This is a genomic window from Candidatus Oscillochloris fontis, from assembly GCF_004138135.1.
GTDB classification, from domain to species: Bacteria; Chloroflexota; Chloroflexia; order Chloroflexales; family Chloroflexaceae; genus Oscillochloris; species Oscillochloris fontis.
The window spans coordinates 1-20763 of the sequence record NZ_RYFD01000016.1 but is presented as its reverse complement, the minus strand read 5'-3'; the positions used below and the strand labels follow the sequence as shown (position 1 = coordinate 20763).

The 20763-nt window shown below is 56.1% G+C and carries 16 protein-coding genes; 10 read left to right on the top strand and 6 right to left on the bottom strand.

The features are described from left to right. Positions 1–58: 58 nt before the first annotated feature. Entirely contained in the window at positions 59–700 is a 642-nt protein-coding gene (locus tag EKD03_RS08170) for a redox-sensing transcriptional repressor Rex (RefSeq protein WP_129629437.1), read from the bottom strand. 225 nt (positions 701–925) lie between these two features. Then, complete coding sequence (locus EKD03_RS08165) at positions 926–2251, bottom strand: hypothetical protein (RefSeq protein ID WP_129629435.1); 1326 nt, start codon at positions 2249–2251, stop codon at positions 926–928. Positions 2252–2503: 252 nt separating this feature from the next. Between EKD03_RS08165 and EKD03_RS08160 the strand changes: the two genes are divergently transcribed. After that, positions 2504–3502: a DUF2330 domain-containing protein gene (locus EKD03_RS08160; RefSeq protein WP_129629433.1), complete on the top strand. Its 999-nt coding sequence runs from the start codon at positions 2504–2506 to the stop codon at positions 3500–3502. A 251-nt stretch (positions 3503–3753) separates the two neighbouring features. Beyond that, the gene (locus EKD03_RS08155; RefSeq protein ID WP_129629431.1) at positions 3754–4008 is read left to right on the top strand and encodes a hypothetical protein; all 255 of its coding nucleotides are present in this window, start codon (positions 3754–3756) and stop codon (positions 4006–4008) included. Here EKD03_RS08155 and EKD03_RS08150 read toward each other — a convergent pair. The 4 genes from EKD03_RS08150 to EKD03_RS08135 form a co-directional block, all read right to left on the bottom strand. Next, a complete protein-coding gene (locus tag EKD03_RS08150; protein ID WP_129629429.1) occupies positions 3998–4903 on the bottom strand; it encodes an RluA family pseudouridine synthase in 906 nt (301 codons plus the stop codon). The two genes, EKD03_RS08155 and EKD03_RS08150, sit on opposite strands and share 11 nt — an antisense overlap. Positions 4904–5108: 205 nt before the next feature. After that, positions 5109–6653, bottom strand: a complete 1545-nt coding sequence (locus EKD03_RS08145) for a nicotinate phosphoribosyltransferase (RefSeq protein WP_129629427.1) — start codon at positions 6651–6653, stop codon at positions 5109–5111. A gap of 208 nt (positions 6654–6861) precedes the next feature. Then, the gene (locus EKD03_RS08140) at positions 6862–7128 is read right to left on the bottom strand and encodes a type II toxin-antitoxin system Phd/YefM family antitoxin (protein ID WP_129629425.1); all 267 of its coding nucleotides are present in this window, start codon (positions 7126–7128) and stop codon (positions 6862–6864) included. Further along, positions 7125–7448: a type II toxin-antitoxin system RelE family toxin gene (locus EKD03_RS08135; RefSeq protein ID WP_129629423.1), complete on the bottom strand. Its 324-nt coding sequence runs from the start codon at positions 7446–7448 to the stop codon at positions 7125–7127. The genes EKD03_RS08140 and EKD03_RS08135 overlap by 4 nt, the downstream gene beginning before the upstream one ends. A gap of 324 nt (positions 7449–7772) precedes the next feature. On the opposite strand from EKD03_RS08135, the gene alaS reads away from it, so the two are divergent. From alaS to EKD03_RS08095, 8 genes are all read left to right on the top strand, one after another. Further along, positions 7773–10454: an alanine--tRNA ligase gene (alaS, locus tag EKD03_RS08130; RefSeq protein WP_174842844.1), complete on the top strand. Its 2682-nt coding sequence runs from the start codon at positions 7773–7775 to the stop codon at positions 10452–10454. Positions 10455–10499: 45 nt separating this feature from the next. Then, positions 10500–12509: a hypothetical protein gene (locus EKD03_RS08125; RefSeq protein WP_129629419.1), complete on the top strand. Its 2010-nt coding sequence runs from the start codon at positions 10500–10502 to the stop codon at positions 12507–12509. Between the two features lie 3 nt (positions 12510–12512). Beyond that, a complete protein-coding gene (ruvX, locus tag EKD03_RS08120) occupies positions 12513–12968 on the top strand; it encodes a Holliday junction resolvase RuvX (RefSeq protein ID WP_129629417.1) in 456 nt (151 codons plus the stop codon). Between the two features lie 233 nt (positions 12969–13201). Continuing rightward, complete coding sequence (locus EKD03_RS08115) at positions 13202–14146, top strand: universal stress protein (RefSeq protein ID WP_129629415.1); 945 nt, start codon at positions 13202–13204, stop codon at positions 14144–14146. A 373-nt stretch (positions 14147–14519) separates the two neighbouring features. Further along, positions 14520–16112, top strand: coding sequence for a type I restriction-modification system subunit M (locus tag EKD03_RS08110; RefSeq protein WP_129629413.1), 1593 nt, complete (start codon positions 14520–14522; stop codon positions 16110–16112). A 321-nt stretch (positions 16113–16433) separates the two neighbouring features. Next, on the top strand, positions 16434–17729 hold the full coding sequence (locus EKD03_RS08105) for a restriction endonuclease subunit S (RefSeq protein WP_129629410.1): 1296 nt from the start codon (positions 16434–16436) through the stop codon (positions 17727–17729). Between the two features lie 52 nt (positions 17730–17781). Next, positions 17782–19587, top strand: coding sequence for an ATP-dependent nuclease (locus EKD03_RS08100; RefSeq protein WP_129629408.1), 1806 nt, complete (start codon positions 17782–17784; stop codon positions 19585–19587). Further along, on the top strand, positions 19580–20653 hold the full coding sequence (locus EKD03_RS08095) for a UvrD-helicase domain-containing protein (protein ID WP_129629406.1): 1074 nt from the start codon (positions 19580–19582) through the stop codon (positions 20651–20653). Before EKD03_RS08100 ends, EKD03_RS08095 begins: the two co-directional genes overlap by 8 nt. The last annotated feature ends 110 nt before the right edge of the window (positions 20654–20763 follow it).

The following is a 20763-nucleotide window of genomic DNA, read 5'->3' as shown; positions in this document are numbered from 1 at the left end:
ATCGCCCAGCATACGATTCTGGATAACACAAACTTAGCTGGAGAGCGATGCTTCGCCCCTACGTGATAACATGCTCGCGTGCCAAATAGTAGGTCATACTATGCAGCACAGCCACCGGATCGATATAGCGCACCCAGACATGATCGGGCGTCTGAAGAATAATCGGCGCATAACAGAGAATCGCCCGCACCCCCGCATCAATCAGCATATCGGCGACCGGCTGGGCATCAGCGGCGGGTACCGAAATAATCGCGAGGCGCGTCCCCGTCTCGCGGATGATACGCGGCATCTCGGCATAATCGCTGATCGGCACCCCAGAGACCTCCTGGCCAATCTTGGCCGGGTCGGTGTCGAAGAGACCCACAATCCGCAAGCCCTGGGAATGGAAGCCATCATAGCGCGCAATTGCCTGGCCCAGATGGCCCACGCCCACCAACACCACCGGCCAACTCTGGGTTAGGCCCAGGATGCGCTCAATATGGTTGAGCAACTTCTCGACATCATAGCCGATACCCTGCTTGCCAAACTCGCCAAAGTAAGAGAGATCTTTGCGGATCTGTGCGGCGGTGACATTAATACGCTCGCCAAGTTCCTGCGATGAGACCGAATGAACCCCCTCATCGAGCAGGTAACGTAGGCTGCGTGCATAGAGTGGTAGCCGACGGATAACGACATCCGGCGGATCATCGAGACGTTCCACAGATCCCCTCCAGGAAAAAAAAAGCTGATCTCGTGAAGTGTAGCACTAATTTTTAATCTATGTCAAGAGAAAAAAGGGTGATTCATCTCCCCCACTAAACAGAGATGATAGGCAGAAATGCGTTGTGTCGTCTAGATCTAATCCAGCAGTGTTGAAGCAGATACGTTAATGGGTGGTCGTGTGGCTTGCCACCACGACCACCCATCAAATCAACCCCAAACAGTACTAGAAGATCGGGGCCGCCGGATCGGGCAGTGGATCGGTCTGATCGGGTGGTGGGCCGAGAGTCTCGTCCGTCCCGGTCTCAAGCGCATCATTCGAGTAGATCACCTCAGGAGCCGGAGTCGCATTGACGGTCTCGCCGGGACCAGGGACGGGCACCGTCGGGCCACCCGTAGTCAGGTTGAAGGTGGCGATGGTGAGGTTGCCACTACTCGCCCCCTTGGCGGTGAAGTCGTACTCACCGATGGGCAAGCGCTCATCCAAGTAGATGTCGGCGAAGAACTCACCGTTAGCGTCGGCGTACTGCGAGGGCAGGCCGCGCACCGAGTTATCGGGCAGAGTCATCCAGATATCCACCCGCTCGTAGGGATTGAAGCGCTTACCCTGCACCTCAAAGAGCGTCCCCTGGGCACCGTTCCGTGCGGCTGGGTAGGCCACACGCAGTTGGCTCCAACCCGTCTGCTGCGAAGTGCGCGGGCCAAGATGGAAGCGGGCGATCACCTGGTAGCCGCTGCTATTCCCCAAGGCCGTGAAGCCATAGCTGCCAGTGGGATGGTTGGCGTTGAATTGGAAAGGCACGGCAAACGAGCCAATGTTACTCGTCACCGGCTGGTAGGGGAAGGAGAAGACCACCCCATCGGGTGCGGTGATCCAGATCGAGATCAACTCGTTGGCCACAAAGCCGCGCCCGAAGATATTCACATACGCACCCTGCAAACTGCTCGGATCACCCGTGGTGTTATCCTCAATGATCAGGCTGGCTTGACCCGGATTGGGGGTTGGCTCAACCTTGGGCAGGATCACAAAATGAGCTCCGGTCTGCCGATTGCTCCATAGCCCATGGGCCATAAAACCGTAGCACCCGTAGGGCCACTTGTTGGTAACCGAGAAGGGGTAGTGGTAGTCACCACCCACGGTGGTATCACTGATCCAAGGGAAATTGGCGGGCATATCAATCACACCATCCAGCCCATTGATCGGGATTTCCACCCCATTGTACATGAATGACATGACCGGATTCTGGATCGAGTTATCGTCACTAATGCTCGTCACCACCGGGCTGAGCACACGCCCATCGGGGAAGGTGAACGAGATACTGACTGGCTCGTTGGGCCAGAACTGCTGCAACTCCAAGCTAAAATTGGAACCCTGATACCCGGCGGGTACCGTCACTCCCGTTTGTGGGCAGACCCCAGTTGTGGAGCCTTGAACATACATCACCGCCCCGACATTGATCGCCGAGGTGCGATAGGCGAAGAGGCCAAAGATCGTGGTGAGGGCGATAATCAGCCCTCCCGCAACCAAAGTCGTTCCACGTTGCGGTCTCATGTCCGTTCCTCCTTCTTCTGTGCGCCTTGTAGGGGCGAAGCATCGCCCTCCAAGCCAGTTTGTATTCCCCGAACCACATGGTGGGCGATGCTTCGCCCCTAGCCACTGTTGCCGTGTAATGCTATAGTACTGAGCGCCGGATGGAACGAACAAGCTACGTATATTACGGTAGGCTTACGGCACATGACGGAATCATGACAACACGCTGGTTTGGGTCTAAAGGATAGAGCCAGATCTTCTGAATAGGATAGAATGTTGCGCACCCTACCCTTGCTAATACTGCTCACCACGCTCCTGTTGACTACAACGTCTACCCGTGCCGCCAGCATGCCCCTGGGGGCCGAAATCAGCTATGAACGGGCGCTGCTGATTGCCAGCGGGGATCAGCAACAGTTGATCCTCACCATTGATGTGCATGCCGCCAGCCCGAATGCGGCACTGGTCATCCCCGTCCCTGGCGTTCCCAGCGTTGATCAGCCGCACGAGTTAGCGCAACTCTTCCCCTACCTAAGCGATGCGACCCAGCCCGATCTGGATCAGCAGAATCGCTATGTGTGGCGGGTGCGCACCACCCCTACGCCGACCCCGCCGAATGTGGATCTGCTGGGCCGCCAGCAGTTGGGTGATCTGGTAATTACGAGCCTCAGCAGTAGCGATGCGCCCGCGCTTCAGGTATGGTTAGGCGAGAACCAGTACGAACTCCCGGCAGCAGCAGAGCCGCTGCTGGCCGAGTATGTGGCTGAAGGCTGGTACTTTGTAGTGGTGGGGTTGGCCAATGCAGCCAGTGGCGGAGCAACCCCACCGATTCGGATCAGCTATCAGGCGGAAGAGGTGGTCTACCCGATGCGCCTCGCGGCACCACCCATGGGCCTCGATCTGTATGTACTGAGCGAGCATCGCTACGAAGCCACGGGACTCACACCGATCTTTGCCGGGCCAGTGGAGAACCTCACCCCGCCCCCGGATGCTGGGGTGGCCGATCTGCTCACTGCGGCCCCCTACCTGACCCGCCTGCATACCAGTGCGGTTGATTCGGCATTGCTCGGTAGCGATCTTCAGCTTGAACGCGCCGCCGATGATAGCCCCTACCGGGCCACATTTGTCCAAGCCGAGATGATCTCCTTCGCGGATCGCTACGGGGTACTCATGGTGCTGCTCTGTCTGGCGGCCTTCTCGCCCATCTCGTTTGTGCTGGCGCTGAGTATTCGGCGGCGTATTCGGGCTATCGTGCCGCCACCCGAAGAGGATTAGAAGATCTTGTGTGGTGATGTTTGGCGGCTGCGCCGCCAAACATCACCACACAGAGAAGTTTTTTCAGGGGTCTGGGGTGAAATTCTGCTTGCAAAAAGGGGCGGCATGGGTGCATACTTTATGCTATGAGTGATGTCTGATACATGATTCATCCAACCTATTCTGAACCCGCGCTGGTGTGGCGTTTTTGGTGGCTGAGCCATCAACAACGCCACACTTCGTATTCAGGGCAGCACGAAAGGAGCACAACGATGGCTCTATTTCTGCAACTCTTGATCGCTGGGGTGTGGGCAACAACACTCGTGATCCAAACTCGTCGGCTGTTTCGCTTGGCGTGCGTGGCGCAACTGCGGCAGTGGGAAGAGGCGCGTTTACGCAGAGGGTGGAATCGAATCTGGTGGTGGCTGGGGCAGGATGCGTTCTGGCAAGGAGTACGCCTGGATACGATCAAGGCGCTAGAGTTGTCGTTGATGATTTTTCTGATTAGTTTGGGGGTTATGGAGTGAGTAGGCGCTGCAAGAGGTCAGGAAGCGGGCTGGTGATCTCCAACAACTCTTGGGTGTGTGGATGCACCAGCCGCAGCCGCGCCGCGTGCAACAGGTGGCCGGGGAGGGTGATCCCTGCATATTCACCCGGCCCCGCGTAGCGAGTGTCGCCGAGTAAGGGGTGCCCCAGCATGGCCATGTGCAGGCGGATCTGGTGGGTGCGCCCGGTGTGGGGGGTACACTGTACCTGAGCCGCGTCATTGAGGATACGCTCGATCATGTAGCTGGTGTGGGCAAATTTGACCCGCCCCCCACCAGAGGGTAGCTCGCGGCCAACCTCCTCAAGCGGGTAGGTGCGCCACAGCCCGTTGGCCGAACGGCCATGCCCGCTGCGCACCTCGCCACTGGCTGCGGGCACTCCGGCCACCAGGCATGTGTAGGTCTTTGCGACGTGGCCCCCCGCAAAGGCCGCCGTGAGGGTGGGGTTGATCGTGGGCGCACGGCTGAGCAGGAGCACCCCACTGGTGTCACGATCAAGTTGGTGGGCGAGGTGTAGTGGTGGAACCACGCCGTCGCGGGCGCGGAGGTAGCGCTGCAACGCCGCCAGCACGTTACCTTGGGCGTCCCAGGGGATTGCATTCACATACCACCCCAGGCGCTTGTTGATGGCGATCAGCCACGCATCTTCATAGAGGATGTCGCTGACCACCAGATCAACCTCGCGGTAGCCTCCGGCGGGAGGCCGCCGTAATACCAACGTCTGCCCCGGCATGCATGAGGTGGCTGGATCAGCCACGCGCCGCCCGTTGAGCCACGCGCCGCCACGGGCGACGATCTGGGCACCCTCACCAGGGAGTAATGCCTCGGCCACATCCTGTAATGGGGCTTCGACTTCGATTGTGTGCTGGATTTGCATACGATCCCTTTCAAAAGGGACGAAGCATCGCCCCGGAACGGGTTGGGTCGCTCCTGCATGGTCGGGATGGGCGATGCTAGGGGCGAAGCATCGCCCCGGAACTGGGGCGCTCCTGCATGGTCGGGATGGGCGATGCTAGGGGCGAAGCATCGCCCCGGAACTGGGGCGCTCCTGCATGGTCGGGATGGGCGATGCTTCGCCCCTACTACATCCCCATCGCACGCAGCAATTCCTGTTTCAGATCCCACAGCGACTGGCTGAGCGAGACGTGGTAGATGTGCGGGTTCATAATCCGCCGCACGCCGGTATCGAGACGATCCACATCGGCGATTCTGAGTTTACGGATGGCATCGAGCGTGGGCAGATCGGCGACCAGTTGGCCATTGTGCAGCACCTCCACCAATAGTGGCTCGATCCAGGTTAGATCTTCTTGGCGCAGGGTGCGGTGGCGGCTATGATCGCTATGGTGGCGCAGGACGATTTGGGGCTGCTGGCGCGGAGCTTCATCCTCTAAGGTGATGAGGTCGGCAGTCGCCTGGCCGCGCTGGTCATACAGCCGCCACGCCTGCTTGAGGCCGGGGTTGGTCATTTTGGTAGGGGTATCGGCAATCTTGATCGCCGGGTGCCATGCCTGTTCCTTCTGCAACGCCACGAGCTTATACACGCCACCAAGCGCCCCTTCGCCATGCGACGTGACCAGCCGTGTGCCCACACCATAGATCAGGCGCTTAATCACCGCATCGGCGTCCATGGCGTGGCGGTGCGCCTCATCCACAATCTGGGACTGGATCTGCCAGATCGAGAGTTCATCTAGATCGTTGGAGAGCACAATCGAGGTCTGCTCAAAGCCAGCCGCATTGAGCATATGCGCCGCCTGCACCGCGAGGTAGGCGAGGTCACCCGAATCGAGCCGAATCCCGATTGGGCTGTGGCCCTTGGCGCGTAGCTCCTCAAAGACGCGGATCGCATTCGGGACACCACTTTCGAGCGTATTGACCGTATCTACCAGCAGCAGACAATCATCGGGGTACGATTCAGCATAGGCGCGGAAGGCATCGAGTTCACTGTGGCCCATAGCCAAAAAGACCTGCACCATCGCGTGGGCGTGGGTACCCTTAGGAGGGAGACCGAGGACATGGGAAAGCCCGACATTAGAGGTGAAGTCAGCCCCACCGATCAGCGCCGCCCGCGTCCCGGCATTCGCGCCGCGCTCCTGGCCGCGCCGCAGCCCAAACTCCAACACCATCGCCGCCCGGCTCACCTCGCGGATACGCGCCGCCTTGGTGGCGATCAGGGTCTGGTAGTTGAGTTGGTTGAGCAGCGGGGTTTCGAGGATCTGCGCCATGGCCAACGGGCCACGCACAATCGTCAGCGGCACATTGGGATGCACCACCCGCCCCTCCGGGATGGCGTGCAGACTGATCTGGCTGAAGTTACCATACTCGCGCAAGTAGGCCAGGAAATCCTCACCGAACATCTGCGCACCTGTGCGAGTGCGCTGGCTGCGCAAATAGTCCAGATCCTCATCGTGGAAGTAGACCTCTTGCATCCAATTGACCAGCCACTCCAAGCCCGCACTCACACAGTAACCCGCCTCGTGCATCCCATAGTTGGGGTTACGCCGGTAGAAGTGGTCGAACTGGGCCATCTGCTCATGGACACCCTGGCGGAAATAGAGCTGGGCCATACTCAGTTGGTACTGGTCGGTAAAGAGGATGCCCTCGGCAGTGCGCTGATTGGCTGGGTTCATGTGGATCTCCGGATTCTATCTATTCGGCAAGGGGTACCTACGGTGGGGGTTCGGGGGCGGCTGCGCCGCCTCCGAAGATCTTTATTTTGGTGGTGTTTGGCGGCTGCGCCGCCAAACACCACCAAAAACTAGGGTTTAGTGTTAAAATTACACTAATTATACAACCAGAAGAGCGCGTGTCAAGTCCCAAACCCTAGCTTCCGGGAAGTCACGCTGATTCGTCGCCCATCTCTTCCCAGAATTGATCGTGATGGATGCCAGATCCTGATGCAATCTCCTGGCGCGCCGTCTGAAGGAGCGTTTGAAAGTGGCGCGAATAGGCAACGACTAGGCGCTCCAACTCCTCGTCGTCCTCTACCGGAAGTAGGACGGCGATGGCTTTGCCATTGCGGGTAATCACAACCAATTCATCCTCACTTGCCTTGAGGTAGGCACTGAGTTTTGCCTTGATATCCGCAACTGATGCAATTTTCATAGCTCGATTGCCTCCCCCCCAATAAAGACCGTGTCACGTAGTTTCACGCCAATAGCAAGAATATGTACCTCATGCGACGCCATCTGTACCTCATAAAACACCCGAAACATATTGTCTGGCCCAAACCGAAGTTCCCATGTCGCCGTTTCAAACGCTGGTCGTTTCAACGGTTTCCGATTGCGGTTTTCTTCGGCTGGTTCATACGCTAATCGCTCTTGGATAACCGTCCGAATGAGTGTGTAGTATTTCCGGTCAATCGAACGGAGATGCTCTTTGACAATAGGCGCATAGATGATGCCATAGGGCGATTGTGGAGGCATATCCGATCCTTGAAACTGATAATGCAGTATTTGACTATAATTATAGTCAAATACTGCATATACGTCAAGCCCTACCATGAACAGTTACCCTATCAAGTAACTGTTCATACTTCTCCTAGCCTCCAGGTTTTGACGCAAAGACGCGAAGGCGCAAAGCCTTCAATACAACCTTCGCGCCTTCGCGTGAACAATAACGTTTCTTTCACCCAAGTGTAAACAGGTACCTGCTGGCATAAGGTTTGACACCCCATATTGGGCTGTGCTATGATCACGCCCAATTCACATGTTCCCCGTCAAGAAATGAACAGGCCCTTCTCTATGAGCATCCAGAAGTTGCGTGCGGCTCAGATCCGTGAGACATATCTGAAGTTCTTTGAGCGCCACGGGCATACGATTGTGCCTAGTACCTCGCTTGTCGTGGCGGATGATCCGACCTTGCTCTTTGTCAATTCGGGCATGGTGCCCTTTAAGGATGTCTTTTTGGGCCTTGAGCAGCGCCCCTATAGCCGCGCTACGACTGCCCAGAAGTGTCTGCGCGTGTCGGGCAAGCACAATGATCTTGAGGAGGTGGGGCCGTCACCGCGCCACCAGACCTTCTTTGAGATGTTGGGCAACTTCTCGTTTGGCGATTACTTTAAGGCCGATGCGATTGCGATGGCTTGGAAGTTGCTCACCGAGGAGTTTAAACTGCCTGTCGAGCGGCTCTGGTTCACCGTCTTTGCCGGTGATGATGAGGTGCCCGCCGATGAGGAAGCGGCGCAACTCTGGATCGCTCAGGGTGCTGATCCTGCGCGGGTGCTGCGCTTCGGGCGTAAAGATAATTTCTGGGTGATGGGTGACACCGGGCCGTGTGGGCCGTGTTCCGAGATCACCATGTATATCGGTGATGATCTCGCCAAAATGAACGCGGCGGGCGTCAATAGCGATGACCCCGATTATGTCGAGATCTGGAACAACGTCTTTATGCAGTACGAGCGCTCGACCATGCGCCCGCTGCCGCGTCAGTCGGTGGATACGGGCATGGGGCTGGAGCGCATGACGATGGTGATGCAGGGGGTACATAGTAACTATGATACCGACCTGTTTGTGCCGATCATCAATCGGATTATCAGTGCGCTGGGCAGCGACGAGGCCCACTACCGTGCCCATCTGGCTCCCTACCGGGCGATTGCCGATCATAGCCGGGCGATTGCGTTCCTGATCGCGGATGGCGTGCTCCCCGGCAATAACGGACGCTCCTACGTGTTGCGGCGCATCCTGCGGCGCGCCGCTTACCAGGGGCGCAGTATCGGGTTCACCCGGCCCTTCCTGGCCGAGGTGATCGCGACCGTGATTGACGAGATGGCCCCCGCCTACCCGCAACTGGCCGAGCGGCGTAGCTTCATTCTGGAGTCGGCGGATGCCGAGGAGCAGCAGTTCCTCCGCACCCTCTCCGGTGGTATTTCGCGCCTGAGTACGATCATCGAGCAGGTGCAGGCCAGTGGCGACGATGCGGTTCCCGGTACCGACGCCTTTGTGCTCAAAGATACCTATGGGTTCCCGCTCGATCTGACCCAGCGCATCGCCGGGGAGGCCGGGCTGACGGTAGATGAGGCGGGCTATACCGCCGCGATGAACGAGCAGCGCGAGCGTTCGCGGGCGGCGGCGCAGTTTAAGCGTGGCACCGATGCCGAGATCTGGGCCGATAAGGGGCTGCCCGCCACCGAGTTCCTCGGCTATACCCAGATTGCCGCGTCGGGCCAGATCCTGGCGCTGGTGGCGAATGGCGATGATGTGAGTAGCGCCAGCACGGGTAGCCCCGTCCAGATCGTGCTGGATCGCACGCCCTTCTATGCCGAGAGCGGCGGCCAGGTGGGCGATAGCGGACGCCTGGTTGGCCCCCACGGCACTGTACGGGTGGATGATACGCTCCGCCCTGCCCCCGGCCTGATCGTCCACTACGGGGTGATCGAGGCGGGCCAGATCGCAGTGGGTGAGGCCGTGCAGTCCGAGGTTGCGGTGACGCGGCGTGCCGATATTGAGCGCAATCACACCGCCACCCACATGCTCCAACGCGCCCTGCGCGATGTGGTCGGTGAACATGCGGCCCAGGCCGGGTCGCTGGTGGCCCCGGATCGGCTGCGCTTCGACTTCACTCATAACCGGGCGCTCGAACCCGCCCAGGTGCGCGAGATTGAGAGCCGCCTGAATGCCTGGGTACGCGCCGATGGGGCCGTCGCGTGGCAGGTGATGGATTACCAAGCCGCGCTTGATGCCGGAGCGATTGCGCTCTTCGGCGAAAAGTATGGCGACCGGGTGCGCCTTGTAACGATTGAGCGCAACGGAGCCACGAGCATGGAGTTCGCCTCCCGCGATTCGCAGGAGTTGTGTGGTGGCACCCACGTCAAGCGCACCGGCGAGATTGGCTATGTGCGACTGGTGGGCGAGAGCAGCATCGGCAGCGGCATCCGCCGGATCGAAGCGCTCACCGGACGCGGCGCTGAGGTGTGGGCCGAACAGCAGGCCGAAGTGCTGCGTGACCTCGCCGGACGCCTAGGGGTCTCGGTGGCTCAAGTCAGCGAGCGGGTTGAGCAGTTGGTGGCAGAAAACCGCCAGCGCCAGCAAGAACTCGACGCCCTGCGCGGCAAAATGGCGCGCGCCTCGATAGAATCGCTACTCGATACAGTCAACCGTGATGGCGCAGTAGCGGTGCTAACCGCTCAAGTAGAGGCCGAAGATACCAACCGGCTGCGCGAAATGGGCGACTGGCTACGCGACAAACTAGGTAGTGGTGTGATAGTCTTAGGGTGTGTCATTGGTGAGAAACCCCAGATTCTTACCATGGTCACCCCCGATCTGGTCAAGGCGGGCTACCATGCCGGAAACTTGGTCAAAGCCTTAGCCCAGATCGTTGGTGGTGGTGGCGGCGGACGCCCCGAAATGGCCCAGGCTGGTGGCCGCGATGTGCAGAAACTGGCCGACGCAATCGCCCGTGCGCCCGAACTGGTTGCGGAGCAGAAGAAGTAGACGAGGAATCCGGGGTGGTATTGCCCATCCCGGCCCGGAGGTTCTATGGTCGCCGATGAGACCGCTCTGATCCTAGTGCTGCCCAACGACACCGCTGACACGCTTCAGCGGAAGATCGGGCAGTCGGGGGCACGCCGGGTGCAACTGTTAGTGCCGGAAGATGTACCCGGTTTACAACAGCCAGACCAGCTTGAACGGCTGCGCACGCTCGTGCAACGGAACGAGGTGGAGTTGGTGCTGATCACCTCAGACCAACAGACACTCCAGGCTGCTCGTTTTGCGCGCATTGAGACGCTAGAGGTAGACGATACGCGAGTGGTAGCGCCCACCCCAGGGCCAGCGCGGGCGGTACCGCCTGCCATGCCAGCGCCACCCGCACGCCGCGAAAGTGCAGATCTGAGTGCGCGTGATGCTGCCTTCCTCGATGCGCTCGACGATCTCGACGATCTACCACCAACCAACCGTGCGGGACTCTCGCCCGCCGACGAAGATCTCTTCGCGGCACTCGAAGATCTCTCGCCCCCGTTACGCCGCGCCTCCGCCGACGACGACTTTGCCGATGCCCTCGACAGCATTGACATGGACGAGGCCGATCTGCGCCACGCGGCGCCACGCGGGCCAATCGCCCCACCGCCGCCCAAGCGCATCCGCCCGGAGGATATCGAGCTATCCTCCTCAGAGAAGGCGCGTGCCCACCAGACCGGGCGCCGCACACCGCCGCCACCGCCACCCCGGCCCAGTCGCCCGGAGCCGAAACCAGCGCCACGCCAGCGGCCCAATTATGATGAGGAGGCAGTGCTGCTGCCGCCGCGCCGCCCGAATCTGCTCATCCCGCTGCTCATCGCGCTCATCCTGCTGATCGCCTTCGGCGTGACCGCGTTCCTATTTTTGGGCAAGAGCGTCACGGTGCAGGTCACACCCCCGATTCGCTCCGACCAGATCGAGCCGATCACGGCCATGATGGTGCCGATGGCGGCCCCCGGCATGGGTGGTGGCACCGCCGTCGAAGTCGAGACAATCAGCAGCGACGTAGCGGTGAGCATCGCGGGCCAAATCACCGAGTCGGTCATGGCCGCATCGGGCACCGCCCAGGGCACGATCACGATCTACAATAGTAGCCCGCAAAGCATCAACCTCCCTGCTGGTAGCGAGTTCATCGCCGTCAAGCCGGATGGCCAAGAGGTACCCTTCATCAACAACGTGGCGGTGACGATCCCACCCTCAGTGACGATTGACCAGGGGGCACAGATCATCACCACACGCGGAACAGCGACCATCGATCTGATCGCACGCTCAGCGGGCAGTGCCTCGAATGTGGAACCCAACAGCCTCCGCCGCATCATCATCCCCGGTGGACAGAGCTTCAACATCAATAGCGGAGCGTTGATCGTACAACACGGGCCACTCACGGGCGGCAGCGAAGCGCCGGTCTGGATCGTCAAGGAGCAGGATGTCCAGGCGTTACTTGGCCAAGCCCTCGCCCAATTGGATGCCCAGGCCCAGCAACAACTCCAGGGGTTAGCCCTAGCGCGGGGCATGGAATTTGAACCGACGACCATCAGCCCCCGGCGGGTCGATCTTGAGCAACTCCAAGGCTTCACCTATACCTCCTCACCCGCAATTGGCGAGATGGTAGACCCGCAGAACACCACCTTCACGGTGATTGTTCAGGCGCGATACAGCGCCCTGATCAGTGCGCCGGGGGTGCAGATCGAGGATCAACTCAGCAACGCACTGACCGAGTTATTACGGCAGTCGGGAGCACTGAAACCGGGCGATTGCAAAGCTTCCGCGATTACTAACTGGAACTGGGACGGAGAGCGCTTGACGGTGGATGGCCTGATCAGTCCCAACACCCATGATCCCGCCTGTGGCCCCGGCCTCAGTGGCGCGGTGCTGGATCAGGTGCGCGCCGCCATCCGTGGCAAGTCGCGTGCTGAGGCCGAAGCCGCATTGACCCAAATGCAACAACAGGGCTTGATCGGTACCTACGTTCTGCCCAACGTGCCCCAACTGCCGGGCTGGGACTTCCAGCTACGCATTGAGAGTCGCTAACGCATGCCGGAACAACGTCTCCTTGGGCTTGATGTTGGTGAGCGGCGGATCGGAGTTGCCCTCAGCGATGCGCTAGGGATGCTCGCCAGCCCGCTCACCACCATCAATGCCAACCCACGCCCCCAAGCGCTCACCATGATCGCCCGCCTCGTGCGCGAGCATGAAGTCCAGGTGATCGTGGTCGGGCTACCACTCACCCTCCGTGGCGAGATCGGGCCACAAGCCGAACAGACCCGCACCTTTGCTCAAGAGCTTGAGCAGCATGTAGGATTACCGATCATGCTGTTTGACGAACGCTACACCACGACAGTGGCCGAACAACTCCTGCGCGAGATGGGCGTAAAGCCAGAGAAGCGCAAACAGCAGATCGATCAGGTGGCGGCCTCGATCATCCTGCAAGACTACCTCGATCATATGCGCAATGGTGGAGAGGGCGGGTACATGGAGCAGGAGGAGTAAGGCTTACGCGACTTGCGGCGAAAGCTAAGTTATAGTCATCCTACTAACCCCGCGTGCAGAGAACTTCCCCCAAAAACGTATCTGGCTCTGCTATCATACAAGATAGAGTGGAATTATGTTTCATCCCTACCCTCCACTCACCAAACCCTCCGGTGGAGAGACGTTCTATCGTGCGTCTCTCCACCGGGTTGATAACACATATAGCGTACTGTGAGCAACAAGGAGAAACCGGTATGTCGAGACAGACAGTGTCGTCGCTCAATCTACTTGTGCCGCTTGACGGATCATCACTTGCCGAGCAGGCACTTCCCTTCGCTCAGATGTTGGCCGGGTTGGTACCAACTACGATTCGACTGTTACGGGTTGTACCACCGGGGGTGGTGAACAATTTGGTACGCTACGAGGCGGTTTTGTTGGGAGCCGCCGGGGACACCTTGGGGGATCGGGATGAGCAGCAGGAGAATATGCGTGAGGCGCTTCAATCGGAGGCCGAGACCTATCTGAAGCACCACGCCGATGCTCTGGCTGAACACGCAACAAAGGTTGAGGTTGAGGTCGCCTTTGGGGTTCCGGCTGAAGAGATTGTGGTAGCAGCAGGACGTTACACCGACACCATGATTGTCATGGCCACCCACGGCAAGAGCGGGTTGTTACGCTGGGCGCTGGGCAGTGTCACCGCCCGTGTGCTACAACAGTCTACCCACCCCACACTCGTGGTGCGGGGAGTCGAGGACAAAGAACGTCCGGCCTCACCGGCGCTCCGCCGCATGATGATCTGCCTGGATGGCTCAATCACCGCTGAGCGTGCCTTGCCACTGGGCACCGCCTTGGCGCATGTCGCCCGCGCTGAGGTATTGCTCTCGCAGGTCATTGATCCGGTCGAGGCACCGATTGCGACCCTCTCCGCTGATGCTGCCACCGGACGGCTGCGCGAACTAGCTTTCGGCTACCTCGACCATATCGCCGAGGGGATCGCTCGTGATGTGGGGCGCCATGTAACCACGAGCGTTCCGGTGGGACATATCGCCGAGGAGATTGTCGAAGAGGCCGCCCGCAAGCACATTGACATGATCGTGATCGGACGCCAAGGCGTGAGCAATTCGGTGCATACCTTCCTTGGCGGTACCGCCGAGAAGGTGACCCAAGCGAGTAACGTGCCGCTGTTGGTGACTGGATAGTCCTCGGATCGGGGTGGGGAAGCGCCTAGTGCCACGTCATTGTTCTCACACTGGGGTCGCCGTGGAGATGAATCCCCCGGCTAGATGGTGCAAAGCCCGCCTACGCGGGCTGGAGCAAGCCTGCGTAGGCGGACTTTGTGGGGTTAGTCGTCGACTTCAGTCGCTGGGTGGTCAGGTGGCATGACGTGGCCCTAGGAGAGAGCCGCACTATGTTGCGGCTCTCCTTTTGAATTGCTATACTAGGCGCAAACAAATATGAAGCCGCTCCTCGCAATCTAGGGTTGGTTGCTTAATAAGGATGCTTACCGTGCCTCGTGGACGCCCCCGCAAAACACCTACCGCTGCAAATAAAAACGACCCGACAACGATCACTATGGTGTCCGCACGCAGCGAGCAACTCGATATTCCTGCCCTTGAAACATGGCTCTGGGATGCGGCTTGCACCATTCGTGGTGCAACCGATGCCCCTAAGTTCAAGGATTTCATCCTTCCGCTAATCTTCTATAAGCGTCTCTCTGATGTCTTTGATGATGAGGTGGCGAAACACGTTGCATCTTTCGGTAGTGAGGATGTGGCTCGCACGGTCATTGAGCAGGATCATGCCGACGCTCTGCGCACTGGTCGCAAGCCGATTGTGCGCTTTTTCGTGCCAATAGCCTATCAGTGGGATCGCATCCGCAATCATGGGGCCAATGGCAAGTTAGGTGAGTTTGTCACCACGGCGATGCGCGAGACGGCACGGCTGAACACAGATCTCCAGGGCGTACTGGATGTCAAGGATTTTAATGAGCGCCAGAGTGGTCAGCGCACGCTTGATGATGACCGACTGGCCGCACTCATCGAGATAATCAGTCGGCATCGGCTGGGCCTCCAGAATACTGAGCCCGATGTGCTGGGCAGAGCGTATGAGTACCTGCTGCGCAAGTTCGCTGAGGGGCAGGGCCAGAGCGCGGGCGAGTTCTATACGCCCAAAGAGGTCGGCTTCCTGATGGCTGATCTGCTCGATCCACAGCCCTACACAGAAATTCACGATCCCACCTGTGGTTCCGGTGGATTGCTGCTCAAGCCACGCCTACGTTTCGAGCAGCAGTGCCCAACGCAGCGCAGCCAAGCACCGCGTCTCTTTGGCCAAGAGCTGAATCCGATTACTTACGCAATGGCCAAGATGAACATGTTCCTGCACGACTATACCGACTCACAAATTGCGATTGGGGATACGTTTACCAACCCACGTTTTGCGAGTTCTGGGGCTGGCTTGCAACGCTTCGATTATGTGGTCGCCAATCCGATGTGGAACCAGGATAACTACGACGAAGCATTCTATGACGCCGATACCTGGGGGCGTTTTGGGGCGGGGCAGCCACCGGGTAGTAGTGCCGATTGGGGCTGGGTGCAGCATATCCTGGCATGCCTGAAGGATGGCGGACGGGCGGCGATTGTCCTTGACACTGGGGCGGTTTCGCGTGGGTCGGGCAGTAAGTCCGCGAATAAAGAGAAGACCATCCGCGCTGCTCTGGTGGAACAGGATATGATCGAGGGTGTGGTGCTATTGCCGGAGAACCTATTCTACAATACCACTGCGCCGGGGATCATCCTACTGCTGCGCCGGAGGAAGCCTGAAGCGCGTAAGGGCCAGATCCTGCTGGTGAATGCCTCGGCTTACTTCGTCAAGCGCAAGCCTAAGAACGAACTGACCGAAGAGGGGATAGCGGCGATAGCCGATACCTACCGCGCTTGGATTAGCCGTGAGAAGCTGAGCCAGGTGATTACCTTGGAAGAAGCCCGTGCTGCTGACTATAACCTTAGCCCCTCGCAATTTGTTCGTGTGGCCGACCGCGCCCAACATCGCCCGCTCGATGCGATCCTGGCCGACATTGCCTCCGCCCGTGTCGAACGTGAGCATGCAGATGCGGAGTTGGCCAGGGTGGTGGAGCGATTAGGGCTGCTAGTCTCTTCCGATAGCTGAGTGAGGCTGAACAGCAGGCGACTAGATGCCACAATTCCATAGGAAAGCCGCACCCCATGGGTGCATCTTGATTACTTCTGCGAGGAGTGGAGCCCACCACGGAAACATCAAGACGAGCAAGAGAAACCCGATAACGATGAGTGCCTTGAGTGTTAGGTCTGTCAGCAGTTCCTCTAGTAGAGTCAGAAAAGCGTACATTGGAGCCTCCTGTATGTATGGAAAGAAATTATGTTCGCCTCAATACAGGGATTATAGCATACTTGTTCGTTGTATGTTTTCAAAATCAGTACTGTTTGAAAATCACCCGAAAGTACTATCACTATGACTGCTGACCTAGTACTTAATCAGAGCGAGATTGACTATCTGCCCGATGGGTGGCGAACGGTGCAACTTAATGATGAAAAGTTCTTTGCCTTTGAAAACGGCATCTGGACAGGAAAGAAAGAGCCTTTGGTTCAGTGTGCTGTTGTCCGAAATACCAATTTTTCAGACAATGGCAATTTGGATATGTCAGACGTTGCGCTCATAGAGATCGAATCACGTCAGCTTTTACGTAAGCGTCTCCTATGGGGAGACATCATTATTGAGCGATCAGGTGGAGGCCCGAAACAGCCAGTTGGACGTGTAGCCTTCTTTGATCTTCGAGAAGGTGAGTATTGTTTCAGTAATTTCACTTCACGCCTACGTGTCATAGACCGAATAGCGATAGAGCCAGAGTATTTGCATGCGTTCTTGTTTTACTTTCATATCTCAGGTCAGACCGAAATGCTCCAGCGTCGAACGACGGGCATCCGCAATCTATCTTTCGAGGAATATAAAGCGACCTATATTCCCCTCCCCCCCCTCGCCGAGCAGCGCACCATCGCGGCGGCGCTGCGGTCGGCGCAGGCGGCGGCACAAACCCGACGGCGTGCGGCAGAGCTAGAGCGTGAGCGTAAGGCCGCGCTGATGCAGGCGCTCTTTACCAAAGGGACACGCGGCGCACCAACGAAGATGACCGAGATTGGCGAGGTGCCGGAGGGGTGGGAGGTGGTGAAGCTCGGTGAAGCAATTCAAGGGACACAATATGGCTTGTCGATTCGTGGCGAGGTCGCCGGGAGCTACCCCATACTGCGTATGAACAACCTAACTGGTGGACAGGTTGTTCCTGAGGATCTTCAATTTATTAATCTCGAATCCGCAACATTTGCCCAATATCGCCTCGCAAAAGGAGACTTGCTATTCAACCGGACAAATAGCATTGAGCATGTTGGTCGTACAGGTATGTTCGATATTGATGGCGACTACGTGTTCGCTTCATATCTTGTCCGTGTCATACCTGACTACGAGAAGGCTGAACCTGCTTTTCTCAATTACTACCTCAACTGGTCGTCTACGCAATGTCGGCTCAAAGGAATGGCTTCACGAGGTGTCAGCCAATCGAATATTAGTGCATCCAAGCTGTCCACGCTGGCGATACCCATCCCACCCCTTGCCGAGCAGCGCGAGGTCGCAGAAATCCTACGGGCTTGCGACGCGGTGATTGCGGGACTGGAACGGGAGACGGCGCTGCACGAGGAACTGTTCCGGGCGCTGCTGGAGGAGTTGATGACGGGGAGGGTGAGGGTATATTCCTGAACCTGACAGGATTGCACTCCTCTAATTGTAATCTCATTTGCTGGAGTTTTCAATGCGTATCCATGGCGTCCAGATTAAGAACTTTCGCAACTTTCAGCATCTCGATGTAAAAATGGGTAATCATGCGGTTATTGTAGGAGAAAATAAAGTCGGGAAGACTAACTTTCTGTTTGCACTCCGACTGGTACTCGATTCCTCGCTTCCTGATAGTGTACGACAGTTACAGACAACAGACTTTTGGGATGGTCTTGGTGATCCAGTTCCTAGAGATGCTTCTATTCACATAATAGTGGATTTAATAGATTTTGAATATAGCCACGATCTCAAAGCTACACTCAGCGATTGCTTGATTGAGAAGCAACCATTTATTGCAAGATTAAACTATCTTTTTAGGTGCGTACAAAGCGGTAATGAAAGCAATGAAGCCTCGCCTAAATATGAATTCCTTCTTTATGGTGCTGATGATCCATCTCGCCAGATAGGATATCGTCAACGGCGATGGATGCCGCTTGATCTTCTTCAGGCTCTACGGGATGCTGAGAATGATCTAGCCACTTTTCGTCGCTCACCACTACAACCCTTGCTAAATCGTGCATTTGCAAATATATCTGCACAAGAATTAAGAGAGATAACTCAATCTATTCATGATACACAGAACAGGTTATCTCAAAACAAATATATTAAAAAATTAGATCAACAAATTGCAAAACGCCTTTCGAGTATGGTAGGCCCCATCCATAATATAGATACCTCATTACGGGTTGCATCTACGCGTACAGAAGCACTTCTTCGCGCAATTCGTCTTCACATTGATGGTGGTACCCGAGATATAGCTCAAGCAAGCTTAGGAAGTGCAAATCTTCTTTATATCGCATTAAGAACGCTAGAAATTCAGAAGGCACTTGACGAAGGGGAAAGGCATCACTCTTTTCTTGCTATCGAGGAACCTGAAGCTCACCTTCATCCGCATGTTCAGCGACTAGCATATCGCCACTTTTTACGCTCGCGTAGCATGACACCAACAGAGCACGATGAACCTCTACATCAAAATATCTTAATGACAACCCACTCACCGCATATTGTGAGCATCGCCCCACTTCGTTCATTTGTTCTTCTTCGGCGCAATCCACGTATAGGTGCCACTGAGGGTGTTTCAACAGCGAATACGCAGTGGACAGAAGATGAAGTGGCAGATTTAGAACGCTACCTTGAAGTAACGAGAGGAGAAATCTTATTTGCACGGGGTGTAGTGTTAGTTGAGGGAGATGCAGAGGAATACATCATCCCAGTTCTTGCAAAACTGCTTGGATATGATTTTGACGAACATGGAATATCTGTATGCTCTATTGCTGGAACACATTTTGAACCTTACATTAAATTGCTTGGTTCAAGCGCACTTAATATTCCTCATGTAGTCTTGACCGACTTTGATCCAGTAAGGAGCAATTCTACAGAACCAAGAACTGCCCTGGGGCCTGCACGAGTGAGAAGGCTTCTCTCGATATTGATACCCGATGGTAGTGTAAATGATCTAACAGATGAAAACTGTATTCATGAGGGTCAGAAATACGGCATTTTCATCAATAAACATACGCTAGAAGTAGATTTATTTCGATCAGGAGGGCATGAGACGATATGTGATACTGTCATTGCTCTTAGCGAAAATGGAGCCGCCCGAAGGCGTGCTGAGATATGGCGAAATGATCCTGGCAATGTAGATATAGAAAGGCTTCTTGAAGATATTAAAGGTATCAGCAAGGGACGTTTCGCTCAAAATTTGGCACAACGTTTAACGGTTGAGACATGTCCGGACTACATTCGATCTGCAATAACTGAAATAGTTCGACGCTGTGAATAAAAACACTCCAAAATACATTCTCGAAGCAGAAAAACTCCGACTGAACTCTGGACAATGGCAAGCATATGAATCCCAAGGCCACGTTGTGCTTGTTGCTGGACCAGGAAGCGGTAAGACAAAAACGCTTGCGGTTAAAGTTGCCCGAATGCTGCACGAGGATGTATCAGAGCCTCGTGGAATTGCTTGCGTGACTTTCAGTAATGAATGTGCTCGCGAATTAGAACGTAGACTTGCGGACTTAGAAGTGTTGGGACGTGAAAGTCTTTTCGTAGGTACAATTCATACATTCTGTCTGCAACACATTATTATTCCTTATGGTTATTTGTCTGATATAGGAATATCCACGTCTATTACAGTTGCCAAACTAGTTGATAGACAAAATGCGCTTGAAGAGGCTCAAAGTAGTTTGGGCCAAATTGAGAACCCAGAAAATAATCTTGGAAACTTTGAGAGAATACGTCATGCCTACCTAGGACCAAATCACAACCACTCAGAACTGACTGCAAAGGAGGTAGAACTTATACAAGCATATGAACACGCTCTTCGTCGCCGAGGTCTCATTGATTTTCATGACATGGTTGTTCTTGGCCTTAGACTCATTGAGGAGCAGGAATGGGTTAGCGATTTGATCCTATCTCGATTCCCAATCTTGGTAGTAGATGAATACCAAGATCTTGGGAAAGCATTGCACCAAATGGTATTACACTTATGTTTTAAAGTAGGTGTGCGTCTGTTCGCTGTTGGGGATAGAGATCAGTCTATTTATAGCTTTATGGGAGCAAAACCTGATTTATTTCAGCAGTTATCCCAGCATGATCAAGTCAAAACTTTTCAACTACAACTCAACTATCGTTGCGGTAATAGAATTGTTACAGCCTCAAAGATTGCACTGGCTGAAGAAAGAGATTATTACACGCCCCCAAATACCATAGATGGAGTAATTTATTTCACCGAGTGTGGCTCAGAAGCTGAGAAGCAAGCTTTTGAAATTTGTAATCACGTAATACCAAAGATATTACAAACTCACCTTACGCACCCAGAAAATCAGGGATATGCTACAATCTGAACTATGAAAAACGATGAACTGTTCGACCTCTATAGTGATTATCTCATTAGCTCCTTCGGTCAAACGACGGCAACCGGGTTGTCCGCATTGATGGAAGGGGAAATCAGTCA

What these genes read in the sequence shown, in the direction of transcription:
- EKD03_RS08165 (WP_129629435.1), bottom strand. Translation starts at nt 2,251, where the DNA reads ATGAGACCGCAACGTGGAACGACTTTGGTTGCGGGAGGGCTGATTATC.
- EKD03_RS08160 (WP_129629433.1), top strand. Translation starts at nt 2,504, where the DNA reads ATGTTGCGCACCCTACCCTTGCTAATACTGCTCACCACGCTCCTGTTG.
- EKD03_RS08155 (WP_129629431.1), top strand. Translation starts at nt 3,754, where the DNA reads ATGGCTCTATTTCTGCAACTCTTGATCGCTGGGGTGTGGGCAACAACA.
- EKD03_RS08150 (WP_129629429.1), bottom strand. Translation starts at nt 4,903, where the DNA reads ATGCAAATCCAGCACACAATCGAAGTCGAAGCCCCATTACAGGATGTG.
- EKD03_RS08145 (WP_129629427.1), bottom strand. Translation starts at nt 6,653, where the DNA reads ATGAACCCAGCCAATCAGCGCACTGCCGAGGGCATCCTCTTTACCGAC.
- EKD03_RS08140 (WP_129629425.1), bottom strand. Translation starts at nt 7,128, where the DNA reads ATGAAAATTGCATCAGTTGCGGATATCAAGGCAAAACTCAGTGCCTAC.
- EKD03_RS08135 (WP_129629423.1), bottom strand. Translation starts at nt 7,448, where the DNA reads ATGCCTCCACAATCGCCCTATGGCATCATCTATGCGCCTATTGTCAAA.
- EKD03_RS08125 (WP_129629419.1), top strand. Translation starts at nt 10,500, where the DNA reads ATGGTCGCCGATGAGACCGCTCTGATCCTAGTGCTGCCCAACGACACC.
- ruvX (WP_129629417.1), top strand. Translation starts at nt 12,513, where the DNA reads ATGCCGGAACAACGTCTCCTTGGGCTTGATGTTGGTGAGCGGCGGATC.
- EKD03_RS08115 (WP_129629415.1), top strand. Translation starts at nt 13,202, where the DNA reads ATGTCGAGACAGACAGTGTCGTCGCTCAATCTACTTGTGCCGCTTGAC.
- EKD03_RS08110 (WP_129629413.1), top strand. Translation starts at nt 14,520, where the DNA reads ATGGTGTCCGCACGCAGCGAGCAACTCGATATTCCTGCCCTTGAAACA.
- EKD03_RS08105 (WP_129629410.1), top strand. Translation starts at nt 16,434, where the DNA reads ATGACTGCTGACCTAGTACTTAATCAGAGCGAGATTGACTATCTGCCC.
- EKD03_RS08100 (WP_129629408.1), top strand. Translation starts at nt 17,782, where the DNA reads ATGCGTATCCATGGCGTCCAGATTAAGAACTTTCGCAACTTTCAGCAT.